The organism is Runella salmonicolor, assembly GCF_024158025.1.
Classification (GTDB): Bacteria; Bacteroidota; Bacteroidia; order Cytophagales; family Spirosomataceae; genus Runella; species Runella salmonicolor.
This window is the reverse complement of record NZ_JAMZEL010000001.1, coordinates 36,076-57,400: the sequence shown is the minus strand read 5'-3', so window position 1 is coordinate 57,400 and position 21,325 is coordinate 36,076. Positions and strand designations below refer to the sequence as shown.

General features: G+C 45.1%; 21 protein-coding genes. 14 read left to right on the top strand and 7 right to left on the bottom strand.

Features of this window, described 5'->3' with window-relative positions:
• Positions 1 to 9 precede the first annotated feature (9 nt).
• The 9 genes from nadA (at position 10) to NCI00_RS00225 (ending at position 8,632) form a co-directional block, all read left to right on the top strand.
• Positions 10 to 1,008, top strand: a complete 999-nt coding sequence (gene nadA / locus NCI00_RS00265; protein ID WP_253523776.1) for a quinolinate synthase NadA — start codon at positions 10 to 12, stop codon at positions 1,006 to 1,008.
• Between the two features lie 3 nt (positions 1,009 to 1,011).
• A complete protein-coding gene (locus tag NCI00_RS00260; RefSeq protein WP_253523774.1) occupies positions 1,012 to 1,590 on the top strand; it encodes an ATPase in 579 nt (192 codons plus the stop codon).
• Positions 1,587 to 1,769, top strand: coding sequence for a DUF8506 family protein (locus NCI00_RS00255; protein ID WP_253523772.1), 183 nt, complete (start codon positions 1,587 to 1,589; stop codon positions 1,767 to 1,769). Before NCI00_RS00260 ends, NCI00_RS00255 begins: the two co-directional genes overlap by 4 nt.
• Positions 1,770 to 1,806: 37 nt before the next feature.
• Positions 1,807 to 2,703, top strand: a complete 897-nt coding sequence (locus NCI00_RS00250; protein ID WP_253523770.1) for a nucleotidyltransferase family protein — start codon at positions 1,807 to 1,809, stop codon at positions 2,701 to 2,703.
• 81 nt (positions 2,704 to 2,784) lie between these two features.
• Positions 2,785 to 2,994 (top strand): membrane protein insertion efficiency factor YidD, encoded by a 210-nt coding sequence (gene yidD, locus NCI00_RS00245; protein WP_253523768.1) that lies wholly within the window; start codon positions 2,785 to 2,787, stop codon positions 2,992 to 2,994.
• A gap of 12 nt (positions 2,995 to 3,006) precedes the next feature.
• Entirely contained in the window at positions 3,007 to 3,396 is a 390-nt protein-coding gene (locus tag NCI00_RS00240; protein WP_253523766.1) for a hypothetical protein, read from the top strand.
• 150 nt (positions 3,397 to 3,546) lie between these two features.
• The gene (locus NCI00_RS00235; RefSeq protein ID WP_253523764.1) at positions 3,547 to 4,383 is read left to right on the top strand and encodes a 1,4-dihydroxy-2-naphthoyl-CoA synthase; all 837 of its coding nucleotides are present in this window, start codon (positions 3,547 to 3,549) and stop codon (positions 4,381 to 4,383) included.
• Between the two features lie 129 nt (positions 4,384 to 4,512).
• Positions 4,513 to 5,598, top strand: a complete 1,086-nt coding sequence (locus NCI00_RS00230) for a complex I subunit 1/NuoH family protein (RefSeq protein ID WP_253523762.1) — start codon at positions 4,513 to 4,515, stop codon at positions 5,596 to 5,598.
• Between the two features lie 406 nt (positions 5,599 to 6,004).
• Complete coding sequence (locus tag NCI00_RS00225) at positions 6,005 to 8,632, top strand: valine--tRNA ligase (RefSeq protein ID WP_253523760.1); 2,628 nt, start codon at positions 6,005 to 6,007, stop codon at positions 8,630 to 8,632.
• Between the two features lie 52 nt (positions 8,633 to 8,684).
• Here NCI00_RS00225 and NCI00_RS00220 read toward each other — a convergent pair whose 3' ends face one another.
• Together NCI00_RS00220 and NCI00_RS00215 are read right to left on the bottom strand one after the other, a co-directional pair.
• A complete protein-coding gene (locus NCI00_RS00220; RefSeq protein WP_253523757.1) occupies positions 8,685 to 9,464 on the bottom strand; it encodes a hypothetical protein in 780 nt (259 codons plus the stop codon).
• Between the two features lie 137 nt (positions 9,465 to 9,601).
• On the bottom strand, positions 9,602 to 10,066 hold the full coding sequence (locus NCI00_RS00215; RefSeq protein WP_114066308.1) for an Lrp/AsnC family transcriptional regulator: 465 nt from the start codon (positions 10,064 to 10,066) through the stop codon (positions 9,602 to 9,604).
• 239 nt (positions 10,067 to 10,305) lie between these two features.
• On the opposite strand from NCI00_RS00215, the gene NCI00_RS00210 reads away from it, so the two are divergent.
• The gene (locus NCI00_RS00210; protein WP_253523753.1) at positions 10,306 to 10,824 is read left to right on the top strand and encodes a D-glycero-alpha-D-manno-heptose-1,7-bisphosphate 7-phosphatase; all 519 of its coding nucleotides are present in this window, start codon (positions 10,306 to 10,308) and stop codon (positions 10,822 to 10,824) included.
• A gap of 201 nt (positions 10,825 to 11,025) precedes the next feature.
• On the opposite strand, the gene NCI00_RS00205 is transcribed toward NCI00_RS00210, so the two are convergent.
• Complete coding sequence (locus tag NCI00_RS00205) at positions 11,026 to 12,507, bottom strand: type III PLP-dependent enzyme domain-containing protein (protein WP_166559552.1); 1,482 nt, start codon at positions 12,505 to 12,507, stop codon at positions 11,026 to 11,028.
• A 164-nt stretch (positions 12,508 to 12,671) separates the two neighbouring features.
• Here NCI00_RS00205 and NCI00_RS00200 point away from each other — a divergent pair, with 164 nt between their 5' ends.
• Together NCI00_RS00200 and glpK are read left to right on the top strand one after the other, a co-directional pair.
• On the top strand, positions 12,672 to 14,006 hold the full coding sequence (locus NCI00_RS00200; RefSeq protein WP_253523750.1) for a glycosyltransferase family 39 protein: 1,335 nt from the start codon (positions 12,672 to 12,674) through the stop codon (positions 14,004 to 14,006).
• A 17-nt stretch (positions 14,007 to 14,023) separates the two neighbouring features.
• Positions 14,024 to 15,523, top strand: a complete 1,500-nt coding sequence (gene glpK, locus NCI00_RS00195) for a glycerol kinase GlpK (protein ID WP_253523747.1) — start codon at positions 14,024 to 14,026, stop codon at positions 15,521 to 15,523.
• A 144-nt stretch (positions 15,524 to 15,667) separates the two neighbouring features.
• Here the strand turns inward: glpK and NCI00_RS00190 are convergent, their stop codons facing one another.
• Positions 15,668 to 16,468, bottom strand: coding sequence for a sterol desaturase family protein (locus NCI00_RS00190; RefSeq protein ID WP_253523745.1), 801 nt, complete (start codon positions 16,466 to 16,468; stop codon positions 15,668 to 15,670).
• A gap of 47 nt (positions 16,469 to 16,515) precedes the next feature.
• On the bottom strand, positions 16,516 to 17,478 hold the full coding sequence (locus NCI00_RS00185) for an L-threonylcarbamoyladenylate synthase (protein WP_253523743.1): 963 nt from the start codon (positions 17,476 to 17,478) through the stop codon (positions 16,516 to 16,518).
• A gap of 84 nt (positions 17,479 to 17,562) precedes the next feature.
• Between NCI00_RS00185 and NCI00_RS00180 the strand changes: the two genes are divergently transcribed.
• Both NCI00_RS00180 and eat read left to right on the top strand, forming a co-directional pair.
• A complete protein-coding gene (locus tag NCI00_RS00180; RefSeq protein ID WP_253523741.1) occupies positions 17,563 to 18,522 on the top strand; it encodes a vWA domain-containing protein in 960 nt (319 codons plus the stop codon).
• A 92-nt stretch (positions 18,523 to 18,614) separates the two neighbouring features.
• A complete protein-coding gene (gene eat / locus NCI00_RS00175; protein WP_253523739.1) occupies positions 18,615 to 19,940 on the top strand; it encodes an ethanolamine permease in 1,326 nt (441 codons plus the stop codon).
• 45 nt (positions 19,941 to 19,985) lie between these two features.
• On the opposite strand, the gene NCI00_RS00170 is transcribed toward eat, so the two are convergent.
• Positions 19,986 to 20,291: a hypothetical protein gene (locus NCI00_RS00170; RefSeq protein WP_253523737.1), complete on the bottom strand. Its 306-nt coding sequence runs from the start codon at positions 20,289 to 20,291 to the stop codon at positions 19,986 to 19,988.
• Between the two features lie 164 nt (positions 20,292 to 20,455).
• Positions 20,456 to 21,256, bottom strand: a complete 801-nt coding sequence (locus NCI00_RS00165) for a hypothetical protein (RefSeq protein WP_253523735.1) — start codon at positions 21,254 to 21,256, stop codon at positions 20,456 to 20,458.
• Positions 21,257 to 21,325 lie beyond the last annotated feature (69 nt).

The following is a 21,325-nucleotide window of genomic DNA, read 5'->3' as shown; positions in this document are numbered from 1 at the left end:
CAGACGAAAATGGAAATCCTTGAACAAGTACAAAAATATGGATACGTGCGCGAAGCAGTTGCGCCAGAAGTAGATTTAGTGGCGGAAATCAATCGGCTTCGTAAAGAAAAAAATGCCGTTATCTTGGCGCATTATTATGTAGACGGTGCCATTCAGGATTTGGCCGACTACATCGGCGATAGCCTCGGGCTTTCGCAGCAGGCCGCCGCTACTCCTGCCGATATGATTGTTTTTTGCGGCGTTCATTTCATGGGTGAAACGGCCAAAATCCTCAGCCCTGAGAAAAAAGTTGTGATTCCTGACCTGAATGCGGGCTGTTCATTGGCCGACTCGGCCCCAGCTGATAAATTCGCGGCTTTCAAAGCGCAATACCCCGACCATTTGGTGCTTTCTTACATCAACTGCTCGGCCGAAATCAAGGCATTATCTGACATCATCGTGACCTCGTCCAATGCCGTCAAGATTGTGGAGCAATTGCCCAAAGACCAGAAAATTATCTTTGCACCCGACGCCAATTTAGGTCGTTATGTAGCCAAAAAAACGGGCCGTGATATGGTGCTGTGGGACGGCGCCTGTATCGTTCACGTTGATATTTCGGAAGCCAAATTAAAAGCCCTGCGTGAAAAATACCCCAGCGCCCTGCTCGTCGCGCACCCTGAATGCAAAGACAACATCTTGCTTCAGGCCGATTTTGTAGGCTCAACCACCGCAATTCTGAAATTTGTGGCTGAAACCCCGCACGATGAATTTATCGTAGCCACGGAAGCAGGCATTTTGCACAAAATGAAACAAGCAGCGGCAGGAACTGGCAAAAAAATTATTCCCGCCCCCGCCACCGAAAACAACACCTGCGCGTGCAGTGAGTGCCCTTACATGAAAATGAACACGGTCGAAAAACTGTACAACGCGCTTCTGTATGAGCAACCCGAAATCACCGTTCCGGAAGATGTACGCCTTAAAGCCTACGAATCCGTCAATCGAATGCTGGAGATGAGCAAGAATCTGTAGCGGATGCCTGATTTATACATCATCGCTGGGCCAAACGGGGCAGGGAAGACGACTGCGGCATCAACAATTTTGCCTGAGATGCTTCACTGTCGGGAATTTGTAAATGCCGATAACATTGCAGCTGGCCTTTCACCTTTCAATCCTGAAGGTGCAGCCTTTGAAGCTGGTAGAATTATGTTGCAGAGAATACGTTTTTTGCTGTCTACCAAAGAAGACTTTGCGTTTGAGACTACTTTGGCGGCTAAAAGCTATATTTCGCTTATTAAAGAAGCCCAGGCTGGAGGATATAGCGTAACAGTGGCTTTTTTTTGGTTGCCATCTTTTACAATGGCGATTGAACGGGTGAAACAACGTGTTTTAGAAGGCGGACATCATATCCCAGCGGATGTTATCATAAGGCGTTATCAGCGAGGAGTTTATAATTTATTTGAACTGTTTATGCCTATTTGCGATACTTGGATTTTGATAGATAATTCAGAAATAACGCCTAAACTTATTGCTAATGGGGATAAAGGGGGAAGTGTAGAGGTCATAAATCAACAAGTTTGGCAGCAGGTTATTAAACAAATTCAAAACAAATGAATAGCAAAGAACTGTCGGTGAAATTTATCGAAGGTATTGATAAAGCACTTAAAGAACTTGTACCGAAAAAAGCAGTGTTAGGACAATCCTTTGTAATTGCTGATGCTAAAGGGGGAATGAAAACCATTCCTGCAAAACAACTCTTAAAAAAGATTCAAAGTAAAAAAAAATGGCATTAAGCCTTAGGCTCATTCACTCACACATTTACACATTTAAATGAAACCCACCCTCTTAATACTTGCCGCTGGCATGGGCAGCCGCTACGGCGGAATCAAACAACTCGACCAATTTGGCCCCAACGGCGAAACCATCATTGATTATTCTCTGTATGATGCCATCCGGGCTGGTTTTGGCAAAGTTGTCTTTATTATTCGCGAAGAACTTCGTGCTGATTTTGAAGAAGTATTTGGTCCCAAACTCAAAGGAAAAATTGACTACGATTACGCCATTCAGGGCTTCCAAAGCTACGTGCCCGTGGAATTAGGGGAAATCGAACGCGCCAAACCTTGGGGCACGGGCCACGCCATGCTCTGCGGCAGGGAACAAACCCAAACGCCTTTTGCCATCATCAACGCCGACGATTTTTACGGCCTCGAAGCCTTCCAACTGGTGGCGGATTTCCTCAATACCAGCGCAGACGACAGCGAGCATACGCTGATTGCGTACCAAGTAAAAAAGACACTTTCGGAAAACGGTACCGTGTCGCGGGGGGTGTGTGAAGTCAATGATGAAGGTTATTTGGACGTGGTGACTGAGCGCACGAAAATCTTCCCGCAGGAAGGAAAAATCTATTTTGAAGAAAGCGGCGAGCTTACCGAACTTGGCCCCGAAACGCCCGTTTCGATGAATTTTTGGGGTTTTAAGCCGTCTGTTTTTCCCATTACCCAGACGCTTTTCTCTGATTATGCCCGCAATAACTACAATGCACCTAAAGCGGAGTTTTATATTCCGGTAGTAGCTACGCATTTGATTAAGAGTGGTTTAGGTAAGCTTAAAGTCATTCCTAATGCTTCCGAATGGTTTGGCGTCACCTATCCAGAAGATAAACCCACCGTGCAGGCGGCATTGAAAAAGCTGCACGAGGAGGGGAAGTATCCGAGTCAATTGTGGTAAAAGCCTCACCGCGCGGCGGACCGCCCTAAATCCCTCCGCATGGGCGGCCCCGTCCACATCAGAGAGGGACTTAATCCAACTATGAAAAACATTCTTATCTTCATTGTACGGGCTTATCAGGTGGCGCTTTCGCCGTACCTGCCCAATTCGTGCCGCTACACGCCGACCTGCTCGCACTACATGATTCAGGCCGTTCAAAAACACGGTGCGCTCAAGGGTGGGTGGTTGGGACTCAAGCGCATTGCAAGTTGCCACCCGTGGGGCGGGCATGGGTACGATCCGGTGCCATAAAAAATGATAATCATGAAATACCCCCGCAAGCTTTCTTCTGGTGCCAACAACACCGTGATTGTACTTTCAGATACGGAAGTGGCCAAGTTGTTTACGGGCGATACTCGTTCGGATATTGGCTCGGAAGCCGAAAAAATGAAGTTTGCTAACATAGTGAATGATTTGATAGCCAAGTTTATCCGTTTGGATTATAACGAAGACTTACAAGCTGAAATGTTGGTGATGGAACGCCTCCGCCCCATGGACTACCGCGCCTACGAAGTGGAAATACGCGAACTACGGCTTGATGTGTTTGAGGATGAACTCCGCGCTTTGCACCAAGCGGGCTTTGTACACCGAGACCTCAAACGCCCTTCGGATATTGGTGGGTTGGCCTTTGATAATATTTTGCTGACCGAGTAGGGGCTGCGCCTGATTGATGTGGGTATCTCCGCGTTGCGCTCGCAGGTGGGGAATGTGATTTTTGAGAAATACGTAGCGGTAGAAATCCAAGAGATGCACTTATTTAGAAACTATTTTTTAAACCGATAATTTGTAGAAAAAACCATCGCTATGCCAAACTGGACTACGGCCAAAGAATATACGGATATTACTTACAAAAAATGCGACGGAGTGGCTCGCATCGCGTTTAATCGCCCTGAAGTACGCAACGCCTTCCGTCCCAAAACTACCTTCGAACTCCTCGATGCCTTTGGGGATGCTACCCACGACCCCAAAGTAGGGGTGGTGTTGCTGTCGGGTGAGGGACCATCGCCCAAAGATGGCATTTGGGCATTTTGTTCGGGAGGAGACCAAAAAGCCCGTCAAAAAGGTGGCTATCGCGCCGAAGATGGCCGCGACCGCCTCAATATTTTGGAAGTACAACGTCAAATCCGCTTTATGACCAAACCCGTGATTGCGGTCGTGCCAGGTTGGGCCGTAGGTGGTGGACATAGCTTGCACGTTGTCTGCGACCTGACGTTGGCCAGCAAAGAACACGCAATTTTTAAACAAACCGATGCCGACGTTGCTAGTTATGACGCAGGCTACGGATCAGCCTATTTGGCGCGGATGATTGGCCAGAAACGTGCCCGTGAAATTTTCTTTTTAGGACGTAGTTATTCGGCCCAAGAAGCCTTCGAAATGGGCATGGTCAACGCCGTGGTTCCGCACGAAGAGCTGGAAGATACGGCCTTTCAATGGGCGCAGGAAATTCTTGGAAAGAGCCCAATGGCGATTCGGATGTTGAAATTTGCTTTCAACCTCGTAGACGACGGCTTGGTCGGGCAGCAATTGTTTGCAGGAGAAGCCACTCGTTTGGGATACATGACCGAGGAAGCCCAAGAAGGCCGTGACGCATTCCTCGAAAAACGCAAACCCAATTGGGATAAGTTTGAGCGATTCTCCTAATAAAACTTCCCAGAAGGCACTTTATACAAAAGACATGGTAAAAGTGGAATTGGCTTTGCCTGAAAGATTGACAAATTGCCAATTTTTGGGATTTTTGCGTAGTTTTGGGCAAATTTTTCGCGAGTACCCATGCCCGTAACGCTGCCCATCTTCTTGATAATGGCCCTTTCCTCTGTGGTGGTGGGGGTGTATTTGGAACGTAAAGTCTCCGCTTTTATTCAGGACCGTATGGGACCGATGGAAGTAGGGAAATGGGGCTTGCTGCAACTCATCGCTGATTTGCTCAAACTTCTGCAAAAAGAAGACATCGTTCCCGCCACTGCCGACCGAAAGCTGTTTCTGTTGGCTCCGTTGGTGATTTTTACGGCCATCTTCGCGGGTTATGCGGTGCTTCCGCTAAGTCCTGATTTACAGGGTTCTACCACGTCGGTCGGGATATTTTATTTGATGACGATTATCTCTGTGGATGTAATTGGGATTTTGATGGCGGGCTGGGGTTCCAACAATAAGTTTGCTCTTTTTGGTGCGGTTCGTTCCGTGGCTCAAATCATTTCGTACGAAATCCCGCTGGGGTTGGTCATCTTGTGCGTCGTGATGACGGCCCAGACCCTTGATTTACAGACCATAAGTTACCAACAAGGGGTTTATTCTGACGAAATCACGTACCTGTTTGGGTTAAAATCAATGGGCGTTGATATTACGCGGGTCGGTGGTTTTTTAAGTTGGAATATCGTCAGAAGTCCCTTTTTGATTATCGCCTACATTGTGTTCTTTATTACAACATTGGCTGAATGTAACCGCGCCCCTTTTGACATCCCCGAAGGAGAGTCAGAACTCGTGGGAGGATTCCACACGGAGTATTCTGGAATGCGCTGGGCGCTGCTGTTTTTGTCAGAATACGCCATGATGCTGTTGGTGTCGTTGTTGGGGGCCATTCTGTTTTTAGGAAGTTGGAATACGCCATTGCCCAACATTGGCTCGCTTCGCCTTGCCGACTGGACAAGCGGCGCTCCTGGCACCATTTGGGGCAACGTAACTGGCGCTTTTTGGCTGATTTTTAAAGCAGGTTTTGCCATTCTGATTCAGATGTGGGTTCGTTGGACGTTCCCGCGTTTGCGCGTAGACCAGCTCATGTTTTTGTGTTGGAAAGTGCTTACTCCCGTGGCGTTGATTCTGTTTCTTTTCTGCGGGATTTGGCGCTTGTTGATGGTGTAAAAAACATTTGTAAGAATATTTTTGTCCTGAATAAAAAAAAATCAAGCCCATTTTTTCTACTTTTGTCAAATAAACACAATTACGATGTACCTCACGCTGAGCAACATACCTGCCGTCAAAGTCACGAACGTTCGTGTGGTGGGCTGTGTCCGAGTCGGGAGCGTCGTATTTTAGTAGCTATTAACCCCTAAAAATATACCGCCCGACTCGCCTGAGTCGGGCTTTTTTATTAATTAAAATTATCAAACAACTCAGAAACAATGAACGTCTATTCCTCCGCATTCCAAACCATTGTGTGACCGGGTTCACGGAGAATTCCCTATCTTTGCACACATTTTTTGACCGTAATAACGGATATTTTACCAAGTATATACCACCCGACATCCAAAGTCAATACAACTAAAACATGATTTCGAAGACCTACAATCCGCGTGAAATTGAAGACAAATGGTACAGTTATTGGATTGAAAACCGCTATTTCAATTCCAAGCCTAATCCTGACAAAGAGCCTTACACCATCGTCATTCCGCCGCCCAATGTGACGGGGGTGCTGCACATGGGCCATATGCTCAACAATACCATTCAGGATGTACTCGTCCGCAAGGCACGCATGGAAGGCAAAGAGGCATGTTGGGTGCCGGGCACCGACCACGCTTCGATTGCTACCGAAGCCAAAGTGGTGGCGATGCTCAAAGAACAAGGCATTCAGAAAAGTGACCTGACCCGCGAAGAATTCTATAAATATGCTTGGGAATGGACCGATAAATACGGCGGCATTATCTTGAAGCAATTGCGTAAACTGGGCGCCTCTTGCGATTGGGACCGCACGCGGTTTACGATGGAGCCGTCGCTTTATGATGCCGTGATTGACACTTTTATTGACCTGTACAACAAAGGCTACATTTATCGTGGTCATCGCATGGTCAATTGGGACCCACAGGCCCAAACCACCGTCTCCGACGAAGAAGTCGTCACCAAAGAGGTAATGACGAAACTGTGCTACCTGCGGTATCCTATTGTGGGAGAGAATGATGCCATTACCATTGCGACCGTTCGCCCCGAAACCATCATGGCCGACTCCGCCATTTGTGTGCACCCTGACGATGAGCGTTTTAAGCATTTACACGGCAAAAAAGCCCTTATCCCGCTCATAAACCGCGAGATTCCGATTATCACGGATGAATACGTGACGATGGATTTTGGAACGGGAGCCTTGAAAGTGACGCCTGCGCACGACCAAAATGACTACGATTTGGGCGTAAAACACAAGCTCGAAATCATCGATATTTTGACCGAGGAAGGAAAACTCAACGAGAAAGCGCTGATTTTGGTGGGTGAAGACCGTTTTGTAGCCCGTAAAAAAATCATCAAACTGCTCGAAGAGTCGGGGAACTTGGAGAAAATAGAAGACTACAAAAGCAACGTCGGTCACTCTGAGCGCACAAACGCCGTGATTGAGCCACGCTTGTCGTTGCAGTGGTTTGTCCGGATGAAGGAGCTGTGTCAACCCGCGCTCGAAAACGTGATGAATGACAATATTCAGCTGCATCCGCCTAAGTTTAAAAATACCTATCGAATCTGGATTGAAAATATTCGCGATTGGAATATCAGCCGGCAGTTGTGGTGGGGACAACAAATTCCTGCCTATTATTTGTCGGACGGTACCGTGATTGTGGCCAAAAACAAACGAGAAGCCCTTCGCAAAGCCCAGCACGAAATGCAGTTGTTTGCCCTGACCGAAGCCGACCTGACCCAAGACCCCGACGTGGTGGATACGTGGTTTAGCTCGTGGCTCTGGCCTATTTCGGTTTTTGATGGTATCAAAGACCCCAACAACGAGGACATCAACTATTATTATCCTACCAATGACCTCGTTACGGCACCCGAAATTCTGTTTTTCTGGGTCATGCGGATGATTATTGCGGGGTATGAGTTCCGGGGTGAATTGCCTTTCCGGAATGTGTATCTAACGGGAATTGTGCGCGACCCCAAAGGACGTAAAATGTCGAAATCGTTGGGAAATTCTCCCGACCCGTTGGCATTGATTGAACAATACGGCGCCGACGGGGTACGCACGGGAATGTTGTTCAGTTCACCCGCAGGAAATGATTTGTTGTTTGACGAAAAACTCTGCGAGCAGGGCCGTAACTTCTGCAACAAGATTTGGAACGCATTTCGATTGGTTAAAGGATGGGAAGTGTACAGCCCACAGTCTCCAGTTTTCAGTGCACAGTTGGCGGTTAATTGGTTTGAGTCAAAACTCAACCAAACAATCACGGAAGTCCTTGATCTATTCTCAAAATACCGTATTTCGGACGCCCTCAATGCGGTATACAAATTGATTTGGGATGATTTCTGCTCGCAGTATTTGGAAATGATTAAACCCGAATACGGTCAACCCATTGACAAAGATACTTTCGAGGCAACCATTGACTTTTTTGAGCGCATCATGGCGCTGACGCATCCTTTCATGCCGTTTATTACCGAAGAAATTTGGCAGGATATTCGTCCAAGAGGGGAGAAGGAAAGTCTTTGCGTGGCCGAGTATCCAACAATTGGAGCAATTGACACGACGCTTTTGGCTAACGTTGAGATTTTCTTTGAGATTGTGACCAACATCCGTAACTTGCGGAGTACCAAGAATATAAGCCCTAAAACGGCATTGCCTTTGACGATAAAGACCGAAAATCAAGGTTTGTACCAGCCTTTTGAAGGGTTGTTGGTAAAACTGGCCAACATTTCAGAAATCAACTACGCGACCGACCAAGCCGATGGAATGTCGTTTTTGGTGAAAGCCGATGAGTTTTTCGTGAATCTCGCGGGAGAACTTGACGTAGCTGCCGAAATCGAAAACCTCCAAAAGGAATTGGAATACACGTTGGGCTTCAAAAAATCGGTAGAAGCAAAGTTGTCGAACGAACGTTTCGTCCAAAATGCCAAAGCGGATGTGGTCGAAAAAGAACGTCAAAAACTCGCCGATGCCGAAGCTAAAATTGTCGCGATTCAGGAATCGCTGACGCGTCTGAAAGCGTAATATTTATTCTTCTCACAGACAAGGCATATAAGACCAACTAACGAATGTGGTTTTATATGCCTTCTGTGGCTTTAAGCAAATTCTTCTTAAAAAATAGTATCCATCCCAAGGTTGAAAAATAGGCCAAGGCAGTTCCAATAATAGGAATGGCAATAAGAAAGAAGGGGTTGAATGGCATAGATTTATGCAACAGGCCAATCCATGTAACTGCTAAAATGGAAACAAGTGCCAGAATGATTACGGAACGATAAAAGAACGGAAGCCGCTGACTTTTGAAAACATTATAAAAAGTCAACGCATACGCTACGGTAGCCAGCCCGCTGGTTGCGAGGATTTGGTATCTGCTCAACACACACGAAATTCCGAAAATACCGATGATGACGAGAGGAAGTTTGGTGTCTGGAAAAAGTTTGTTTACTCGAAGCGGCAGTTCAATGGAGGTTTGTTCAGGAAAAAGTAAGAATTTCAGGGTATTCCATTCGTACAAAAGCGTGAGAATATTCAACGTCGTAAAGACCGCATCCACGTAGGGCGTACCTGCCCAATTCTGTGAAATGGTCACCATCAATATGCCTAAGTTCATGGGAATGAGCATAATCAGGCCCAGCACAGAGTAGCGTTGCGATAAGACTAAAGCCCCCGCCATCACCTGCGAAATAGCAATGAAAAAACCAAATGTACGCAAACCGTGGGGGGTAAGTTGTTGAATGAGAAGGGGTGGGCCGATCAGTTGACCAAAGTGCCCTTCGGTGAGCTTACATAATCCCGAAGACGTGAATAAATAGCCCAAAAAAAGGCGGATAAGAAGCACATTGAAGTCTTTGAACGTCATCGGATTGTTTTTTGAGTAACAAAATAGCGGGGCTTTTGTTGAATCTCAACCAAAATGTGACGAACGGTGGCCTAAACCCAAATTGAAAAGAGGCGTGACCGTAAGCCACGCCTCTTTTCAACTAAATTTAGGGGAAATTAATAAGGGATTGGTAAAACCTTGCTTTCCTTGAAAGTCGAAAGAATCACCATGGTTTGGGTATTGGCTACTTCTTCAATTTCATTGATGCACTCCAATAATAATTTCTGGTAAGACGCGATGTCTTTCGAAATCACTTTCAATAAAAAGTCTCCTGAACCCGTAATATGGTGGCACTCTATGATTTCGGGAATTTCGTTTATTCTTCGGGCAAACGAATCTGTAACATCTTTTTTGTGACCAGTCAAAGATACTTGGATAAAAGTTGTGACGCCCAACCCTACTTTTTCGCGATCTAACTGTGCGTGATAACTTTGAATAATACCATGCTGTTCAAGTTTCTTTACCCGTTCCAGGGTAGGAGCCGGAGAAAGACCAATTTCTTTCGAAAGTTGTGCATTGGTAATTTTTGCGTTAGCTTGCAAAATGTCCAAAACCTTGCGGTCTATTTGGTCTAATTTCATGTGAAATGCTTAATTTTTATAAAAAAGGCCGTAAACAAATAATATACTGCAAATGTAAGGACTTTGTGGAATTATTTTACAATAAAATGCTAATTTTATTCAATAAAACCAAAGAAAAAATAACTTTTGAAAAATAATCAAAAACGTAAAAACAAACTTTTTTATTAAAATAACACGAATAATTACAAAAAAATCATCCAATATTTTTATATTTGAATTTGACAGAATTGATTAGACTAATGAAGAAAAAGTGTGTATTTCTAGACCGTGACGGTGTTCTGAATCAAGATACGGAAGGATATCTGTATCAAGTAGAAGAAATGATTATCCCAGAAGGAGTGGTTGAAGGGCTAAAGAAAATGAAAGATGCGGGATATTTATTGATTGTGGTGACCAATCAGGCGGGTATTGCCAAAGGGCTGTACTCAAAAGAGGAGGTATGGAAATGCCATCAGTATTTCCAAGAGCAATGTGGGTTTTTATTGGATGATTTATATTTCTGCTCACATCATCCTGATTATGATAGCCGTTCGTTGATGCGCAAGCCCGAATCACTTATGCTTGAAAAAGCAATTGCCAAATACGACATTGATGTGATGTCTTCTTGGATGGTGGGTGACCGCTCCCGCGATATGCAGGCAGGAAAACGCGTCGGAGTACGCACAATACACCTCACCTCCGCACCTGAGAAATCGGCTGGGGATAGTTATGCATCTAATTTCTTAGATGTTACTCAATTGGTTATTGAAGCTAATTAGGCTTTCTTGACGGTTTTTGCCGAGCTATCATAAGCGGGGCAGTATCCTTTGCGGTTGCAGCTTGTAGCGGCAAGTACGACCATTAGTAAAGCAAGAGTAAGTAACTTTTTCATATGATGGATTGATTATTTGCGCAGGCAACCCGAGGGTTGCCTGCGTGTCTATCAAGTGTTTATTACGAAAATCGTGCCGATTTTATTGTTAACTGTGCGCTAATTCTGTTTGAGCTTCCAAATCAAGCGCGGTAGCTTTTTGCTCTTCAAGTTCATTGGCCGCAGAGTTATTTTTGGTATATCCCAAAATTGTCATCATGCTATCGCTATCTTGTTGACCAGCAAAGAGTTTGGTTACAATGTTGCCATTTTCGTCGCGATCTACGAGCACATGCTGAGGCGCTGGTATAAGACAGTGCTGAATACCGCCGTATCCTCCCAATGACTCTTGATACGCCCCCGTGTGGAAAAACCCAACGTACTGTACTTCGGTATCAAGTCCAAAAACCGGAAGGTATAAGTCGGCGCTGTGCGCTTCTGTATTATAAAAATCTTGCGAGTCGCAGGTCAAACCACCAATGTTTACTTTTTGGTAAGGATTGTCCCAGTTATTGACCGCCAACATGATGTATTTTTGGTTCATTCCCCATGAATCAGGCAAATGAGTGATAAACGAACCGTCAATCATGTACCACATCTCCTTGTCATTTTGGAGTTTTTGGTCAATGATTTGATAAATAACCGCGCCGCTTTCGCCCACGGTATAGCTACCAAACTCCGTAAAAAGATGCGGTACTGGAACGTTATTTTTGTTACAAATCCATTGGATATTTTCCACGATTTCATCAATCATTTGCTGATAATCGTAGTTGAACTGCAACGAAGTCTGAATGGGAAGCCCACCGCCGATGTCAATCGAGTCCAAATCAGGGCAAATCTTTTTCAATTCGCAGTATTTAAACATAAAACGCGTCAATTCGCTCCAATAGTAGGCCGTATCTTTCATGCCTGTATTGATAAAAAAGTGAAGCATTTTAAGCTTAAACTTCGGATTTTGCTGTATTTTGTCCTTATAAAGGTCGTTAATGTCGCTGTAGCGCACTCCCAGACGTGACGTATAAAAGGCAAAATTAGGCTCTTCGTCGGTAGCGATTCGGATACCAAAATTGACCGACTCGGCCGTTACATTTTGTTCATAGTATTCAATCTCGCGGAGGTTATCCAATACAGGCATTACATTGAAGCCTTCATTGATAAGCTCCGTGATGGCTTTTTGGTACCCGGGCAGTTTATAGCCGTTGCAAATAATGTAGGTGCTTTTGGCAATTTTCCCCTCCTTGTAGAGATTCCGAATAATGGGAATATCAAACGCCGACGAGGTTTCGATGTGGATGTTGTGCTTCAGCGCTTCTTCTAAAACAAAACTAAAATGAGAAGACTTGGTGCAATAACAATAAGTGTAGGAACCCTTGTAATTGAAACGCTTAAAAGCGTTTTTGAAAAACTGTTTGGCGTTGCCGATGTGCTCGCCGATTTTGGGTAAATAAGTGATTTTTAGCGGTGTACCATACTGGCGTATAATGTCCATAAGGGGTACATTGTTAAACGACAGCTCGTCGTTTTGGACGTTAAACTCCAGCGTGGGGAATTCAAACGTCTGCTCAATTAGGTTTGTGTAAGAACTTTTCATTTTGCCTTAGAAGCATAAAAAGTGTGTTTGGTGAAACAAAAAAAGTCTGCGAAAGTCTGCCAAAATAACGGCTTTTGCAAGAAAAAAGTGCAAAAAACCTCCCATTATTCTTTACTTTTGTTGGCCGATACAGAGGGTAGTTTGTGTAATTTATAATTTCTCGGATGTTGATTTCTTTTTTTGAACGTGAACGAGCGCTTACCTTCTTGCTTTGGTTTGGCATTGCGTTGAGAGTATTTCTCTATTTTTTTATTTCTGCTTACGGCGCCGATGCACACGGCGAAGTCATCCAATTTATTGCTACTCAGCATCGGCTCCCGCTTACCCGCGAGATTTTTTGTGCTATGCACCCGCCGCTTTACTATTTGTTGGCGCAGCCTTTCTTTGCTTTTGATACGCTTTCAAGTCTGAAAGTGACTCAATTATTGTCGGTTATCTTGTCGTGTTTGAATTTATACGTACTGTATTTGTTGGCAAAACATTACTTTAGCCATGTTTTGACTCGCAATGTAAGTTTTTTACTGGCTATTTTCCTGCATGCCTACATTACCTTTTCTTTATATGTCACCAACGACAGTTTGGCGTTTACGGTCGGGACGTGGTGTTTTTGGTTGTTATCTCGCTTTTTTCAAACACCCTCTCCCAAAACCGAACGTTGGTTGGCGTTGGCCCTTGGTATCGGCCTTTTAACCAAAGGTACTTTTTTGGCGTTCGTTCCCGTCGTTTTTTGGGCTATTGCCCTTACGTTGTGGCACTTTAAAATCAAATGGCAAAAGATAGTGCTACGGCTGATGATTTTGGGGTTCATTACGGGGATAATAGGAGGGTATAAATTTGCCGAAAATTGGTACTATGAAGGAAAACCCGTGGTTCATAACATGGATATTTTTCCGTTGAGTGACCAAAAAATGTACACTGGCCCGAAAAGCTACTACGGATTTCATTTGGTACGTTTGATGAAATCGCCCGTCATTTATCACGGCGATGAAAAGTTATTGCATGTCTATCCCATTCTTTTCTACAGTACCTTTTGGTATAAATTCGCAGACCTTGAAAATGATTTTAATTTGGGGGTAAAAACCCGTTTTCGGTACATCGGCAGTTTGATTTACTTGGTGGCGATTTTTCCCACGCTGATTATTTTGTTGGGTTTGGGGTTATTAATTCGTCAAACCGTTCATTTTTTGACAAAAATATCTTCGTTGACGGCCACAGAATTTCGTGAAAATAACGAAAAAAGTACATGGCTTGGCCTTCTGCTTGTGAGTGTCGCCCTGGTATTGACGGCGGGTTTTAGGTACGATGCGTGGTCTTGTTTTCAGGGGCGTCTGTTTTTGCAATCCTTCTTCAGTATCTTGGCCATGTTTTACTTGGGGCTTTCTTATTTGCAAACGCGAAGTGCGTTTTTGTACAAAATCGGATTGTTTAGTATGATAGGTTTGGCATTTTTATACAGTATTTATTTCGGTATTGAAAGTTTGTTTAAGTTTATTGCTTAATAAACCTTTCACCAATAATGTCTAAATACGTAGCTGCCATTGATCAGGGTACCACGAGTACCCGTTGCATTATTTTTGACCGACAGGGAAACATTATTTCTGTGGGCCAAAAAGAACACCAACAAATTTATCCTCAGCCGGGTTGGGTGGAACATAACCCCGAAGAAATCTGGAAAAATACGCTCGAAGTAATTGCGGGAGCCCGCATCAATGCGTCGATTTCGGCTACCGAAATTGCCGCCGTCGGGATTACAAACCAACGCGAAACCACCGCCGTTTGGAATCGAAAAACTGGAAAACCTTATTACAATGCCCTAGTTTGGCAGGATACCCGTACGGGCGACCTAGTAAATCATTTTGCCCAAGACGGCGGACAAGACCGCTTTCGTGCCCAAACGGGCTTGCCTTTGGCCACGTACTTCAGTGGGTTAAAACTGAAATGGTTGTTGGATAATGTGCCCGGCCTGCGCGAAGATGCCGAAAAAGGAGAGGCGCTTTTTGGTACCATGGATACCTTTCTGATTTGGAATCTAACTGGGGGGCCACACGGCGGCACGCACGTAACCGACGTGACCAATGCCAGCCGAACGCAGTTGATGAACCTCCATACGTTGGCTTGGGATTCAGATATGTTGGCTGCATTTGGCATTCCAAGTGCGATGCTTCCGGTCATCAAAAGCAGCAGTGAAGTGTACGGAAACGTGGTACTTGATGTATTGCCCAATGTGCCGATTGCGGGAGATTTAGGCGACCAACACGCAGCATTGGTTGGGCAAACCTGCTTCGAGCCGGGGCAGGCCAAAAACACCTACGGAACGGGCTGTTTTATGCTGCTCAATACAGGCACTGAACTAAAAGTTTCTACGCAAGGGTTGCTTACGACGGTGGCGTATAAATTTGGAAATCAGCCAGTTAATTATGCTTTGGAAGGAAGCGTTGCCATTGCGGGGGCGCTGGTTCAATGGCTACGTGATAACTTGGGAATGATTGAAAAAAGTAGTGACGTAGAAACACTGGCAAAATCGGTCGAAGATAATGGTGGGGCGTATTTTGTGCCGGCATTTTCGGGATTGTATGCGCCTTACTGGAAGGCCGACGCTCGGGGAGTAATTGCGGGCTTGACGCGCTACGTGACCAAGGCCCACATTGCCCGGGCGGTACTGGAAGCAACGGCCTATCAAACCCTCGACGTGATGAACGCCATGGAGAAAGACGCTGATATTGAGCTTAAATCATTGCGGGTAGATGGTGGGATGGTGGCTAACGAAACCCTCATGCAGTTTCAGGCGGATATGCTCAACGTACCCGTCGTTTGCCCAGCGGTGACCGAAACGACGGCTTTGGGCGCGGCTTATGCGGCAGGTTTGGCGGTAGGCTATTGGGAAAACTTCGACGATTTACGTCAGAATTGGGGAATAGCTCATACTTGGAATCCTAAAATGGAAAATGCGCAACGGGATAAATTATATAAAGGTTGGCACAAAGCCGTAGAGCGTTCTTTTGGCTGGGAAGATTGAAAAAGTGCAATAAATGGAAAATGCCCAACGGGATAAATTATACAAAGGTTGGCACAAAGCCGTAGAGCGTTCTTTTGGCTGGGAAGATTGAAAAAGTGCAATGAAAGTGTAAAGTATAAGGGTAAAATAGTCAATATTTCACCCTTATACTTTTACACTTTCCCCTTCTTTTCTCGTTTTTTTCTCAAACAACTTCTTGAAATCTGGGCTTTCGGTGCCAATCCACTTGTCCCAAAAGGTAAAATATAGCCCGTAATTGTATTTAAACTGAGAATGGTGTAGGCTGTGATGTGTGGCGCCAATCCACCATTTGCCAAACCAATGACGATGAAAATCGCGCGGATAGAGTTCGGTATTCAAATGATTGATAACGCTGGTGGTGGTCATAATCAATAAAATGATACCAATCGCAACGTAATGAAGCGGAATAATAAACAGCAATACTGGCAGGACAATCGCCTGTAAAATGCTTTCTATCGGGTGGAATGAAAAAGAAGTCCAGGCCGAGGTGGTAATGCTGTCGTGGTGCGCTTTATGAACCCATTTGTATACTTTGGGGTGGTGCATCCAGCGGTGAAGCCAATAATAATAGGTTTCGTGGCAAAAGAGAATAATCAGAATGCTGACAATAAACCAAAATGTGGAGTACTCATGGAAGTCGGTGTAAATTTGGGTGTATCCTTTTTGCCAAGCCACCACCATTCCCGTACCCACAAAAGCAAAGATTAGAGCGGTGATGAATGAAAAACCGATTTCTCGCCAATGTTGTCCTTGACGTCTGGGGCGTTGATTTACTTCGCGGGGTTGAAAATAAGCCTCGTATTTTACTTTAAAAAGGTAATGAAATAGGGCCGCAATGAGTACATAACGTCCGAAAATCCCCAAAAAAAAGTACAAAGCAGTTTGGGCAAAAGTCCACGGTTGGGTAAAATCAATGGTATCCATGCGTTTTTAACTGCTTTTGGCCTGTTTATGTTTCATACAAATAAGATTTATACCTCCCTCACCGCCGCCCGACGGATGCGGTCATTGATGGCACGACCCAAGTCTTTCTCGGGGAGCAATTCAGCATAAATTACTTCAATTGGGAGGCTGTCTAGCTGGCGCATGTACGCAAAAAGATGTTTGGCAGCTTCGGGGTAATCAGCGGCGGGAGACAGAACGCGTTGGTTTTCAGCGGGAATTGAATCCACCAAATGATTAAATGTCAGACTTCCGATTTTGTTGGGTGAATATTGTTGTAATATTTCAGGTAAATGATTGATAAACAGCGGTTTTCTGGGAGAATAGTGGCTTTTTAACATTCCTGGCGCTTTGGGGTTGGAAGTAGAATGCGATACGGTTTGCACAGGGCCAATGATGCCCTCAATGGCTTCTACGGCAATCCCGCCCAGACGATACACCACGGCATCTTCCCCTTCAAACCCTACAATGGTGGATTCAATGCCCACCGTGCTCTCGCCGCCGTCGAGGATATAAGGGATTTTCTTTCCTAGTTGGTTTTCAACGTGCAGCGCCGACGTAGGGCTAATGTACCCAAAGGGATTGGCACTTGGAGCGGCCAACGGAAAATCAAGGGAGGCAAGCAACTCCAGCGTCAGCGGGTGATTGGGAATGCGGACGGCAACGGTGGAGAGCCCAGACGTTACCAAATCAGAAACGGCGTCAGATTTGGGTAAAAGCAACGTAAGCGGGCCCGGCCAAAAAGCCTCGGCCAGTTGTTTTGCTTTTTCGGGAAAAGAATGGACAAAGGTGGAGGCATGGGCAATGGAATCGGTATGCACAATGAGGGGGTCAAATTGCGGGCGATTCTTCACGCTGAAAATCTTCAAAACAGCATCGTCGTTGAAGGCATTGCCCGCCAAACCATATACTGTTTCGGTCGGAATGCCCACTACTTCTCCTGCGCTGAGGAGTTTTTTAACGGAGATAATATCGGTTCCAATGGTTGCCATGCTGCAAAATTAGTCTATAGACTAGCGTTAACCCTCCTTCTGCAACGGTTTTTTTGTTAATTTGGCCATTATTTCACCCTTTTTATGAATTTTAACTACGAACTCACGGCGGTTGAATACATTTTTATGGGTACGTTTCTCGTACTCTATGTACTTTACATTGGCCGTACTTTTTTGGTTGCGAGGGCATTAGGGGCAACGGCCCGGGCCGTTGTGATTAAATTTTTTCTGCGCACTACGTATTTTGCGTTGCTGATTGTGGCGTTGTTGGGACCTTTTTTCGGGGAGCCCGAACGGGATATTATTGCGGAAGGAAAAGATGTGATGGTATTGGTTGATGTTTCTAAATCCATGGACGCTACCGATATTCAGCCCTCACGACTGGAAAAAGTGAAGTTTGAGTTACAACGGCTCAGTGCTTCGTTGGTCGAAAATCGTTTTGGATTAATTGTGTTTTCTTCGGATGCTTTTTTGCAAGTTCCCCTTACGTTTGACCTCAATGCGTTTGAGTTATTTACGCAATCGCTTAGTACGTTGCAGGTGAGTAATACTGGTACGGATATTTGCAGTGCGCTGGAATTGTGCATTCAGAAACTGCTCCAAAATCCTTCGGCAAATACGTCAAAAATTATTTTGTTGATGACCGACGGGGAAGATTTCGGGAACTGTGAGCGCAAAACCTTGGCTTCGATTCGGCAGTTTGGATTTAATTTGTTTATCGTAGGAGTCGGCACAAACGCAGGGGGGCATATTCGTCAAAAGGGAGATTGGATAAAAGATGAAAACGGGCAGGTGGTGACGACCAAATTGAACGCGGCTTACCTGCGAGACTTAGCCACTACCACTGGCGGGAAGTATTTTGAGATAAACAACCAATCTAATGCTATTCCAGAAGTAGTAAATGCGATAAATTCGGTGGAAAGTCGATTAATTGATAGTCGGAAGGTGGCCGTAGTCAGTAATAAGTACAGGTATTTTTTACTGGCAGCATTGGTGTTGATTGCGTTTGACGTATTGGTCACCGTCACCACTTTTCAGGTCTAACCGTAACTTTTTGCCATTTTGAAAGTATCCACGTTATACATCATTACACACTCTTATTATATAACCCACTCTACGCTCTTAACAGATTTCTTATGTCCCAAAATGAAAATTTGCATCGTTCACTTACCCCTACTTTACTTTGGGGGTTAGGTGTAGGTTATGTTATTTCCGGAATGTATTTCGGGTGGAACTTTGGACTAGAGAAAGGGGGTACTTTGGGAATGGCCGTTGCCACGGTGTTGTCGGTCATTATGTACGTGTGTTTTACGTTAGGATACGCCGAACTATCGTGTGCTATACCTAAAGCGGGAGGTGTGTTTGATTACGCCACGCGGGCTTTAGGACGGGATTGGGGGTTTATGGCGGGCATAGCCCAAGTGTTTGAATTTGTATTGGCGCCGCCTGCGATTTCGGTGGGTATCGGGGCTCACATTAATTTGTTCTTTCCTGAATTGCCCCCAACCTACGCGGCGTTGGGTGCGTATATGCTCTTTACGTTACTGAATGTCGTGGGAGTGCAGTTGGCGGCTACGTTTGAGTTGCTGATTACTTTTTTGGCCGTGGCGGGATTAATCTTGTTTGCGGGGGCAACCTACAACCAAATTTCAATTCAAAATCTTACGGCCAACGCGCTACCCAATGGATGGGCGGGCGTTTGGGCGGCTCTGCCTTTTTCTATCTGGTTTTTTCTGGGCATTGAAGGCTTGGCCAACGCCGCCGAAGAAAGCCGAAACCCTCAGCGGGATCTTATTCGCGGTTTTGGTTCGGCCATGCTTACGTTGGTGGTGCTGTGCGCCTTTACGTTTGTGTGCTCTGTTGGTGTAGGGGGGTGGGAAGCCATTGTGTACAAACCAGACGGTACAACGTCTGATTCACCGTTGCCGTTGGCTTTGGCGCGTCTCGTGGGGGAGGCCAATCCGCTGTATTTTGCGGTCATTGTTTTTGGCCTTTTTGGTCTGGTAGCCTCTTTTCATGGATTGTTGATGGCGGCTGGAAGAGCTACTTTTGAAATGGGACGTATCGGGCATTTTCCGGGCGTACTCGGAAAAGTTCATGCTAAATTCAAAACGCCTACCAATGCCTTGGTGGTCAATATGTTGGTGGGGATTTTGATATTGTTTTCAAATACCGCCGCCGAAATCATCATCTTGTCGGTGCTCGGGGCGCTGACCTTGTATTGCTTTGGTTCCATTTCTGTCATCCAGCTTCGTCGTAAAGAGCCTGCTCTAAAGCGTCCTTTTTTGTCGCCTGCTTACCCTTTTGTTCCGCTTTGTGCCCTGATTCTCGCGGGAGTAGCATTGGTGGCGGTGGCAGTTTCTAATCCTTTGCTTACGGGTTATTACATTGGAGCGCTGGTGGTGGCGTTTGTGCTTTACAAAGTATTTAATCGAAATGAAGAGACCGAAACCCAAAAGTAACCGCCTCGCTGAGGAGACAGTTACTTTCGGTTTTTCCAACTTTCGTTAAGCAGGAACCTCTTTGGATGTCAACTCACTTACCCGCTTGGCCCATGAGGTATAGGCACGCAGGATTTTGTTGAGTTTCCGCCGGGTTCCTGCTTTTTTTATATCAAGTTCTACGTTCGAAAGTTGCTTTTCGTACACAAGCTGGTTGTCGTCGCGATAAATGCGGACAATGCTAAACGGCTGTGTCTCCGTTCCGTTTTCAATTACCCAAAAGTAGGTGTTTTGAGAGGTTTTCTTGGCATGGGTGCTCGTCAGACTGAGGGCACCTACTAGAAGTGCAAGGGATACTGTTTTGATGGTCATAGCTGTAAAATAATTAATAAAAGAAATGTGTTGGCTGTTGTAATTTCGGCGGTTGGCCGAATTGCGAAGTGAAGTTCAAGATTTAAAAGGATTTCGTCAATACCGTTAGGCATGAATTGCTATCATCGGGTTCTAAAATGACTTAAATCAATCCCCAACAGAAATCAATAATAGCTAAAAAGCAGTTTTTCGGTCCCACCGATTACCTTTTTGATTGGCCAACCCTTGTCGTTGTATTCATAGGCATTGGTGATGAGGTAGGAGTACCAGCCTCCTTTCACAATGATTTCTTGGGGGTTGTTGCGATGCATGATTACATGGGGGAGAAGCGGGTATTTCATCATCTGCTCCACATAGGGCTTATCGTCGTATTTACGATACAGAACGGTTTGATAAACCGTCCAATCATCGGGTGTTTTCCCGGGGCTATAACTGGTTTCCTGAGTTAGGTTGCCTTGAGCGTCATAAACGTAGATATACTTCAGTGTTTCGGGTTCTTGGTCGTTGGGCTGGGTAAGCTTTCGGGTTTTTTCCACGAGTTGTCCGTCGGGATTAAATGTAAACGCAATCGTTCTTGTGAGAATTTTATTGGAATACTCCTCGGTTTTGACGAGCGAAGTTTTGTCGTAAAAATAATTGGTTTCTCTAACGGTACCTGAGTCTTCCTGCCCCAAGACCTTCACTAACTTGCCGCTAGAATTGTACGTGAGCGTGTAGTGAGTGCTAAACTCGTCTTCGCTTTGATAATTATTGATAATGTTGATTCGATTGACGAAATCTTTTGAATCATAAAAAAATTCATGCTTTCGATTGAAGGCGATAACATTGCTTAGTTTGGGGAGTTTCTGGACAGGCAGCGGTTCTTCAAATACGTTCTGCCGATTGCAGCCGTGCATACAAAATAATATCCAAAAAACCAAAAGCCCTCTTAGCGTTCCTAAGTAGGTGTATTGAGATGTTTCCATTTTTAATGGGTAATAAGTGGCTGTATAATTTGGAAACAAATGTCTTAAATTGACATAAGGGGGCTAAGT

Coding starts and splice junctions, on each gene's coding strand:
- nadA (WP_253523776.1), top strand. CDS start 10: ATGGAAATCCTTGAACAAGTACAAAAATATGGATACGTGCGCGAAGCA.
- NCI00_RS00260 (WP_253523774.1), top strand. CDS start 1,012: ATGCCTGATTTATACATCATCGCTGGGCCAAACGGGGCAGGGAAGACG.
- NCI00_RS00255 (WP_253523772.1), top strand. CDS start 1,587: ATGAATAGCAAAGAACTGTCGGTGAAATTTATCGAAGGTATTGATAAA.
- NCI00_RS00250 (WP_253523770.1), top strand. CDS start 1,807: ATGAAACCCACCCTCTTAATACTTGCCGCTGGCATGGGCAGCCGCTAC.
- yidD (WP_253523768.1), top strand. CDS start 2,785: ATGAAAAACATTCTTATCTTCATTGTACGGGCTTATCAGGTGGCGCTT.
- NCI00_RS00240 (WP_253523766.1), top strand. CDS start 3,007: ATGAAATACCCCCGCAAGCTTTCTTCTGGTGCCAACAACACCGTGATT.
- NCI00_RS00235 (WP_253523764.1), top strand. CDS start 3,547: ATGCCAAACTGGACTACGGCCAAAGAATATACGGATATTACTTACAAA.
- NCI00_RS00230 (WP_253523762.1), top strand. CDS start 4,513: ATGCCCGTAACGCTGCCCATCTTCTTGATAATGGCCCTTTCCTCTGTG.
- NCI00_RS00225 (WP_253523760.1), top strand. CDS start 6,005: ATGATTTCGAAGACCTACAATCCGCGTGAAATTGAAGACAAATGGTAC.
- NCI00_RS00220 (WP_253523757.1), bottom strand. CDS start 9,464: ATGACGTTCAAAGACTTCAATGTGCTTCTTATCCGCCTTTTTTTGGGC.
- NCI00_RS00215 (WP_114066308.1), bottom strand. CDS start 10,066: ATGAAATTAGACCAAATAGACCGCAAGGTTTTGGACATTTTGCAAGCT.
- NCI00_RS00210 (WP_253523753.1), top strand. CDS start 10,306: ATGAAGAAAAAGTGTGTATTTCTAGACCGTGACGGTGTTCTGAATCAA.
- NCI00_RS00205 (WP_166559552.1), bottom strand. CDS start 12,507: ATGAAAAGTTCTTACACAAACCTAATTGAGCAGACGTTTGAATTCCCC.
- NCI00_RS00200 (WP_253523750.1), top strand. CDS start 12,672: ATGTTGATTTCTTTTTTTGAACGTGAACGAGCGCTTACCTTCTTGCTT.
- glpK (WP_253523747.1), top strand. CDS start 14,024: ATGTCTAAATACGTAGCTGCCATTGATCAGGGTACCACGAGTACCCGT.
- NCI00_RS00190 (WP_253523745.1), bottom strand. CDS start 16,468: ATGGATACCATTGATTTTACCCAACCGTGGACTTTTGCCCAAACTGCT.
- NCI00_RS00185 (WP_253523743.1), bottom strand. CDS start 17,478: ATGGCAACCATTGGAACCGATATTATCTCCGTTAAAAAACTCCTCAGC.
- NCI00_RS00180 (WP_253523741.1), top strand. CDS start 17,563: ATGAATTTTAACTACGAACTCACGGCGGTTGAATACATTTTTATGGGT.
- eat (WP_253523739.1), top strand. CDS start 18,615: ATGTCCCAAAATGAAAATTTGCATCGTTCACTTACCCCTACTTTACTT.
- NCI00_RS00170 (WP_253523737.1), bottom strand. CDS start 20,291: ATGACCATCAAAACAGTATCCCTTGCACTTCTAGTAGGTGCCCTCAGT.
- NCI00_RS00165 (WP_253523735.1), bottom strand. CDS start 21,256: ATGGAAACATCTCAATACACCTACTTAGGAACGCTAAGAGGGCTTTTG.